9 protein-coding genes are annotated in these 7,745 nt (G+C 42.8%); 5 read left to right on the plus strand and 4 right to left on the minus strand.

All coding sequences use genetic code 11. From position 1 onward, the window contains the following. Nucleotides 1-18 precede the first annotated feature (18 nt). From K245_RS24655 to K245_RS0114335, 3 genes are all read left to right on the plus strand, one after another. Entirely contained in the window at nt 19-651 is a 633-nt protein-coding gene (locus K245_RS24655) for a YkgJ family cysteine cluster protein (RefSeq protein ID WP_051284158.1), read from the plus strand. Nucleotides 652-930: 279 nt separating this feature from the next. After that, a complete protein-coding gene (locus K245_RS0114330) occupies nt 931-2,115 on the plus strand; it encodes a class I SAM-dependent rRNA methyltransferase (protein ID WP_027359802.1) in 1,185 nt (394 codons plus the stop codon). Between the two features lie 193 nt (nt 2,116-2,308). After that, the gene (locus tag K245_RS0114335; RefSeq protein ID WP_035277333.1) at nt 2,309-3,082 is read left to right on the plus strand and encodes a formylglycine-generating enzyme family protein; all 774 of its coding nucleotides are present in this window, start codon (nt 2,309-2,311) and stop codon (nt 3,080-3,082) included. Nucleotides 3,083-3,466: 384 nt separating this feature from the next. On the opposite strand, the gene K245_RS0114350 is transcribed toward K245_RS0114335, so the two are convergent. Then, nucleotides 3,467-4,039, minus strand: coding sequence for a LysE/ArgO family amino acid transporter (locus tag K245_RS0114350; RefSeq protein ID WP_232223833.1), 573 nt, complete (start codon nt 4,037-4,039; stop codon nt 3,467-3,469). A 296-nt stretch (nt 4,040-4,335) separates the two neighbouring features. Here K245_RS0114350 and K245_RS0114355 point away from each other — a divergent pair, with 296 nt between their 5' ends. Continuing rightward, nucleotides 4,336-5,226: a LysR family transcriptional regulator ArgP gene (locus K245_RS0114355; RefSeq protein ID WP_027359805.1), complete on the plus strand. Its 891-nt coding sequence runs from the start codon at nt 4,336-4,338 to the stop codon at nt 5,224-5,226. A 97-nt stretch (nt 5,227-5,323) separates the two neighbouring features. Beyond that, a complete protein-coding gene (locus tag K245_RS0114360) occupies nt 5,324-5,905 on the plus strand; it encodes a transglutaminase-like domain-containing protein (protein WP_035277335.1) in 582 nt (193 codons plus the stop codon). A 79-nt stretch (nt 5,906-5,984) separates the two neighbouring features. On the opposite strand, the gene K245_RS27755 is transcribed toward K245_RS0114360, so the two are convergent. The 3 genes from K245_RS27755 to K245_RS28570 all read right to left on the minus strand — a co-directional run bounded on the left by K245_RS27755 (nt 5,985) and on the right by K245_RS28570 (nt 7,732). Further along, on the minus strand, nt 5,985-6,722 hold the full coding sequence (locus K245_RS27755; protein WP_156906806.1) for an IS4 family transposase: 738 nt from the start codon (nt 6,720-6,722) through the stop codon (nt 5,985-5,987). After that, nucleotides 6,697-7,038: a hypothetical protein gene (locus K245_RS27760; protein ID WP_156906807.1), complete on the minus strand. Its 342-nt coding sequence runs from the start codon at nt 7,036-7,038 to the stop codon at nt 6,697-6,699. Before K245_RS27760 ends, K245_RS27755 begins: the two co-directional genes overlap by 26 nt. A 562-nt stretch (nt 7,039-7,600) precedes the next feature. After that, nucleotides 7,601-7,732, minus strand: coding sequence for an integrase core domain-containing protein (locus K245_RS28570; RefSeq protein ID WP_084156461.1), 132 nt, complete (start codon nt 7,730-7,732; stop codon nt 7,601-7,603). Nucleotides 7,733-7,745 lie beyond the last annotated feature (13 nt).

Raw genomic sequence — 7,745 nt, forward strand, 5'->3', positions numbered from 1 at the left:
AAATTATACGGATTGCCAATGACTACTGAAATAAAAATATTTAATGAAAAATACAAGCAGGATCTCGATCATATTTATTCCGATTTCGAGGAATTCTCTGTTTCTTTCAAACAGGAAGCCGCATGCGGCCCTGGATGTTCTTTCTGCTGCACAGGTTCAGGACCAATAGACATAACCACCCTCGAAGGCATGGAAATACTTGAAAGACTGGCTTTGATGCCTAAGCCTATGCAGAAACTTGTTCAGGAGAGGCTAAGGAGAAACATAAGAAACAAGCTTCATCAGAAGGAGTCTGAATGCCCTTTCCTCCAGAAAAATGGGCTTTGCATGATATATGACATAAGGCCTTTCATATGCAGAAGGCTTTATTCCCTAAAGAAATGCGGGAAGGATCAGGGCGCTGTTATTCATGTGCAGGTGAATGAATTTTACAAGGAGTCTTTAAGAAGGCTTCAGTCGCTTGATAATAATGGGTATTCAGGTCATATGGGCTTTATATTAGAGCTGCTCGAAGATCAGTCTTTCAGGGATTTCTATCTCTCAGGCGGCTTTGACCCGGCGCGGATAATAGAGTACGGAAAGCCGAGAAAGCTCGTCATCAACTGTATGGTTTCTGGTCATGTCGGTGAGACTGAAACTGAAGAAGAATGATGGAATAGATTTTATGTTTCTAATCGTCACAAAGTGAAGTTTTTAAAATAGCACCTTCTCCCAGCGCTTCGGGGGAGAAGGCTTAAGATGAGGGGGCTAAATATTAATCGATTTAGCCCTCACTCTGATCATCAATGATGTTGAATTAACGATTTCCCGTAGGGTGCGTGCCGTCCTTGCACGCACCCTACATTTGCCTTATTTCAACTTTCAAAAGGGACTTCCAAGGACAAGTATAACAATCTGAATAATTATAATTTTTTAAGATATGGCAGGATAATGTCAAAAATATTAGTTGTTAAAGAAGGTCGGGAAAAGAGTTTCGCAAGACGCCATCCGTGGGTTTTTTCAGGAGCAGTCAAAAAGGAACCAAAAGGAGCGGAATCAGGAGAGACTGTCGAGGTAAGAAGCGCAAAAGGAGATTTTCTCTGTCTTGCGGCCTATTCTCCTTTCTCCCAGATCAGGGCCAGGGTCTGGAGTTTTGATCCGGAAGAATATGTAGACGAAGGTTTTTTCAGGCTGAGAATTGAAAAGGCCGCATCCCTAAGATCAAGGACTGAGAAGGTTTCTTCAGCGGTTAGGATAGTCAGTTCAGAGTCGGACTATCTTCCAGGAGTCATAATAGACAGGTATGCAGGTTTCCTCGTATGTCAGTTTCTTTCAGCAGGTGCCGAATTCCAGAAAAAGAGCATAATCGCGGCCCTTGAAAGGCTTTATCCTGAATCAGGCATATTTGAGCGCTCTGATTCATCTTCCAGAAAAAAGGAAGGCCTCGATCTGATCACAGGCCTCATAAAATACCCTTCTCCTCCTGATTTGCTCGAAATCGATGAAAACGGTTGCAGGTTTCTTGTTGACATCAAAAACGGCCACAAGACAGGCTTTTACCTCGATCAGAGGGATAATAGAAGAATCCTTGGAGAGTATTCCGAAGGCAAAAGGGTTCTGAACTGCTTTTCTTACACAGGAGGATTCGCCATATCAGCCTTAAAAGGCGGATGCAGCCACGCGACCTGCGTCGACGTTTCAGAAAGCGCCCTTGAGATCTCAAAAAAGAATATGGAGCTCAACGGCTTTGAAAATGAAAGGTACGATCATGTAAAGGCCGATGTATTCGCATTCCTGAGGGAAGAGGTTAGGGCTGGAAAAAGATATGACGTAATTGTCCTCGACCCTCCCAAGTTCGCGGAATCAGCGGCCCAGGTCGTCAAAGCTGCCAGGGGTTATAAGGACATAGCCATGCTCGCCTTCAAGCTTCTTTCCCCAGGAGGATATCTTTTCAACTTCTCATGCTCAGGTCACATGGACAGGGATCTTTTCCAGAAGATAACGGCAGACGCTGCCCTCGACGCAGGAAGAAAAGCAAAGATCACAGGTTTCATGAACCAGGCTGAAGATCATCCTATTGCCTTAAATTTTCCTGAGAGCATGTATCTTAAGGGATTTATCTGTGCAGCAGAATAGGCATAAACGTTTTCAGCGTGTGGCATTGGTTCTAAAATCAGGTCGGTGGGTTTAGTTCTGGCGACTTAATAAAACATTATTCTTATCGGCCAAGTTTTATTTTCATAATCTGTGGTCGTGGCTTTTTTACTGTCAGTGCTTGTGGGGTTTTATTGGTTTATTTTATGCATAAGAACTAAATGAAAGGATAAAGATGAAGCGTTTTTTGTTACTGATATCAGTTTTAGTATTTTCCCCCTGCATTGGTTTTGCAATTGAAAAAGCCGGTAGCATAATCAATGGCCCTTTACCGTTGATGATGTTTGCTTATATCCCTCCAGGAGAGTTTTTAATGGGAAGCCCTTTGAGTGAAGAAGGGCGGCTTGATGTTGAAGAGCAGCATCATGTCAGAATTAACAAGGGATTTTATATGCAGACTACAGAAGTTACCCAGGGGCAGTGGAAGGCTGTTATGGGTAACAATCCATCTGAATTTAAAGGCTGTGGAGATAATTGTCCTGTTGACAATGTATCATGGGAAGACGCAAACGAATTTATAATTGCCCTTAATAAAATGAAGAAGGGTATATTTCGTCTCCCAACCGAAGAAGAATGGGAATATGCCTGCAGGGCTGGAAGTTCTGAAGCGGTATATGGGAATAAAGATGATATTGCGTGGTATAACAATAACAGTAACAAAACTACTCATCCTGTGATGACAAAAAGACCAAACGATTGGAACCTTTACGACATGATTGGAAATGTTTGCGAGTGGTGTTCTGATGACTACGATTATTATCCAAAAGAGAATACTACTAATCGAACGGCATCTTCATTAGATCATATGCGTGTTGTTCAGCGTGGTGGAAGCTGGTTTTGTGATACAAGAATCTGCCGAGCCGCCCATCGTGGGAATTTTTCTCCGGTCTTCAAGTTTAATGATTTTGGGTTCCGTTTGGTTATGGATCAGGCGAATAAGACTCTTTAGGATTGAATATGACAATCTTTCTGCTCAGGACATAGGCCAGATCTCTTCCAGAAAATAACCGCTTGACGCTGGCAGAAACGTAAGAATCACTGGTTTCATGAATCAGGCTGAAGATCATCCTATTGCCCTCAATTTTCCTGAGAGCATGTATCTTAAGGGATTTATCTGCGAGGCAGAATAGAGATTTCTTATAGGTGAAGGCTATGAAGCATCCGGAAACATTTGCTGATATACCTGCTCATGAATCTTTTCTTGATTCAAATATTCAACCTTTTCAGAAAGAATTCCGGAAATGCCCTGGCATTTGAATATCTGTATCACAGCCCTGTAAGTTGGGTTGAGGCACGAAACCCAAATTTCGTTGTGATCGAAAATCCACGGTCGCTAAGCAGAAAGCCCATGAATGGTTAGTGATGCGGCAATCGTCCACATGGTCGCGCATACCAGGCTGTCGAGAATACGCCAGGATATCTGCTTCTTAAACATAGGCGCGAGCAGTTGGCCACCAAGGCTCAGGCTGATGAACCAGAGTGTGGATGCGCAAATGGCTCCCATCATGAAATACAGCCTGCTTTGTCCCTGGAACTGGCTACTCACACCGCCAAGAAGAATTACCGTGTCCAGATAAAAATGAGGATTGAGCAGGGTGACGGCCAATGTCGTGATTATGGCTGTTTTCAGCGTCTTCACCGCCATGACGTTTGTATCCATGCTCCCTCCCAGCAAGGCTGAACGAAGAGATCTAAGGCCGTAAAAAAAGAGAAAAGCTACGCCGCCCCATGCCACCCACTGAGTTAAAATGGGATTTTGGGATACCACGCCTCCAAAACCTGCAACTCCGGCGAAGATAAAAATAGCGTCGCAGACAATGCAGATCAATGCGATGATCAGATGGTGGTTTTTCCGAACCCCTTGAGAAAGAACAAAGGCATTCTGCGCTCCAATGGCAACAATCAAGCCCCCCCCTGTTCCGAATCCCTGTATGAATGGCGCAAGCATTATTACCCCTTCTTGTATGTCGTTTTATTCCATTTCGAATTCAAGCGGCACCTGCGTTGGCGTTGTCGTCAGCTCCTCGATGTACAAACAACGTACACCTCCGGCGCTTCCTCCTCGGTGTCATCTTTAATGCATAACGAAATTAGCCTGTTGGTTGGGTTGAAACCCAACATGTTTCTGGGAAGATAGGGCAGGAATAATCAGAAGTAAAATTAATTGTTTTAATCAAGCATTAGCTATGCTAATTATTGGTCATGCTTGATTATAAACTCATTGAAGCTCTATCCATGGTTGCCCGGGAAGGCGGGTTTGACAAGGCTGCCAAGGCACTTAATATCACCCAGTCTGCTGTTTCCCAGCGCTTGAAATTATTGGAGGAACAGACCGGACAGATATTGATTGCAAGGACAACACCGCCAAAAGCAACTTCGGCCGGACAAAAACTCCTGAACCACTATCTCAAGGTCAAGAGACTCGAAGATGATCTGTTCAGGGAGCTGGACGAGTCCGGCAAAAAGGATTTTACGTCCATTGCGGTCGGTATTAATGCAGACAGTCTCGCTCTTTGGCTTTTGGATGCAATCCATCCTTTCCTGCTTGAGGAAAAGGTGCTTCTTGACATTCGGGCGAACGATCAGGAACAGACCCATAAGCTCTTGAAAGATGGCGAGGTAATCGGCTGCATCAGCAGTCAGGATCAAGCCATGCAGGGATGCAGAATAGAATATATAGGCCTGATGAATTACCGTATGATGGCCTCACCTGAGTTTGCCGCCAAGTGGTTCCCTGAAGGCCTCAACGTGGAAGATGTCCGCAGGGCTCCGGCTGTCATCTTCGACAGGCATGACGAGCTGCATCACAAACTCCTTTTTCAGGCCCTTAATGAGGCCCCATCTTTTTTCCCGAACCATTATGTTCCATCAGTAGAGAAGTTTGCGGATTTCATTTCACTGGGTCTTGCTTACGGAATGCTGCCGGATCAACAGAGTGCGTCTTTGGTAAAGGCTGGGAAAATGATCAATCTCTCGCCTGATTGCCATGTACCTGTTAAACTCTACTGGCATTGCTGGAACTTGAAATCAGACTTACTCGAAAAGCTGACAAAACATTTAATACGAAAAGCAAAAACTGTGTTGGTGAAATAGAACGCGCTCGGATTTTTTTCTGGCGCCTTGCTCTATAAACATCTTAATTCTGATTTAGCTTGTATTGCCAAACGCCTAAATCATGTTGAAAGAAAGCATGGAAAAATATCTTGAATGTAGCGAGTATATTGATTGGATGCATCCTCTGGTTGGTTTTAAGGCAAAGGAGCTTGCCGAAGGCTGCTATTCTGATGAGTCTATAGCTAAGGCTTGTTACGAGTTTGTCAGGGATTCCATATTACACAGTTGGGACCATCAGAAAAATCCCGTTACCTGCAAAGCCTCTGACGTACTGATTCATGGCACAGGTTTTTGTTATTCCAAAAGTCATTTGCTGGCCGCACTTCTAAGGGCAAATGGAATTCCTGCGGGGCTTTGTTATCAAAGATTGTCGGCTGGTAGCGGCGGGCCTCCATATTGTTTACATGGCCTGAATGCAGTGTTTCTAAAAGAATATGGCTGGTATAGAATTGACGCCAGAGGCAATAAACCTGGTGTCGCCGCAGCATTTAATCCTCCCCAAGAGAAACTGGCTTTCCCAATAATTGAGGCGGTAGAAAGAGACCTGTCTGAAATTTGGGCTGAACCTCTTCAAATTGTTGTGGAGGCATTGATCCAGAATAAAACCATTGAGCAGCTTTATCAGAACCTGCCTGATATTGAGGTAATTGCAAAGTAACTATTCAATCTGCTTTTTTATGCGGCTATATTTTTGGAAAATCTCTTCGCAACCAGCACTGTCCGGCTTGGAAATTGCCCTAATTGGAAAGCATCTTATATGTCAATTTCCAAAAGAGTAACGTACACAACAAGACTATATATTGTTGCAAGCGTTGATTCTTATTTGGGCCTATATCATTGGCAATAGAGGATCTTAGCTCTCTGACTCTATTGATGGAAACAGGTTCATCAAACTGTTTTCTGCAATATATGACCATAAGAAGGTATGTAATCAGACCGCCAAGTATCTGTACTATAACTCCGTGTTCAGTTCTTGACATGATGTGATAAACTTTCAGATGCTGTTTCCACCACCGGAAGAAAGTTTCAATTTTCCATCTGAGCTTGTATATGGTGGCAATCTGTTCTGCGGAGAGGTCACAGCGGTTGGTGGCAACGAAGTACTCGACGTTTCCGACTTTGTATCCAACAACCCTGAGAGGATATTCAGTCTGATTAATGCCTGAGGTTCCGAGCAGAACGATAGCATCAAAAAATATATAAGAGCCAGGCTTTATTGGATTTTCTTTGATAACAGTTTTCGTAGTGCATTTTTTGATTCTGCATACGAAGAATTTGTCATCTTTCTGAAGTAGATCAAAACTTCTGTGACATTGATAACCTCGATCCATAACGCCAGCTTGGCCCTTTGTAAGAATCATGGGAACGAATGGTCGTTCAGGATCTTTGCCAGCGGTTAGATAAATACTGGATGGTATAGACTGATTGATGTTTAAGCCAAAATGGCCTTTAGCCTTTTTTCGTTTTGCTGTAATCGGCCCAGTACATTGTCATGACGGCATCGATAAGAGTTCCATCGATCGCGATGAGTTCTCCAAGCTCTTCATATTTTTTAGGAATGACTTCGGCAGCTTTCTCATACAGCTCCTTAAATATATAAAGAAGCTGTTCAGATCCTCGGTGGTTCAAGGTTTCTCCAAGGGTGCTGCGACGAAGACCTTTTTCAGGAGCAATGCGTTGCCGGGCGAAGTTGTTTTTTTCAAGATCCTGGATAAGATGTCTGGCTGAATCGTATTCCTGGAGATGGTAATATATCAAGGCATTAACAAGGTGCGTGGTTTTTATTGCCAAGGGATGATTGCCTCTTGACAGAAGTGCCGGAGATTTTGGGACTATATCATTTAAAGGCGCGATAAATTTATCGTATGTTTCAGATTGGATCTTTTTCTTGGGTGGCATAGAATAGCGCATATATTTATAACCACTTGTAATTAAAGTAAAAATTACAAGCCGCCCCAAAAATATTTTTTAAGTCGTCAATAAAAAAATGCGCTGTTTTATAAAAAATTTGAAGTAATTATTTGCAAGGGTTAAGCCGGACAGTGCTGCTTCGCAACATATTTTTATATGGTTCTGATTATCATGATTAAGCTTTTGGTAAGCTGAATATCGCAAGCAGAGAAAAGATAATGCTTTCAAAACCTGAAGTTTTTTGCCAAGCTTTTTTTTCAAAAAAGCGTCCCTCCATAAGTTGAATTTCAAGATTGGTGAATAGTTACATCAACTCAAATAACAATATGTTAATAAGTGGTCGGTTTTGATTGGACAGATTTTCTGAAAATATAAGTGAAAATCCTATCAACAAATCCTTATATAATTTTGACCTCTGTGTCTCATATTTTTAATAAAAGCTTCAAGCGGCGATTGGAATTTCCAGACCTTCAAAATATGTTTTATCAGGCGTATTATTCTTAAAGCTCTGGTGAGGCCTTTTTGTGTTGTAGAACCTCAGATAATCGCCAATTTTGTGTCTCGCTTCTGACATGCTTCCATAGGCC

Source organism: Desulforegula conservatrix Mb1Pa (assembly GCF_000426225.1).
In the GTDB taxonomy this organism is placed as follows: domain Bacteria; phylum Desulfobacterota; class Desulfobacteria; order Desulfobacterales; family Desulforegulaceae; genus Desulforegula; species Desulforegula conservatrix.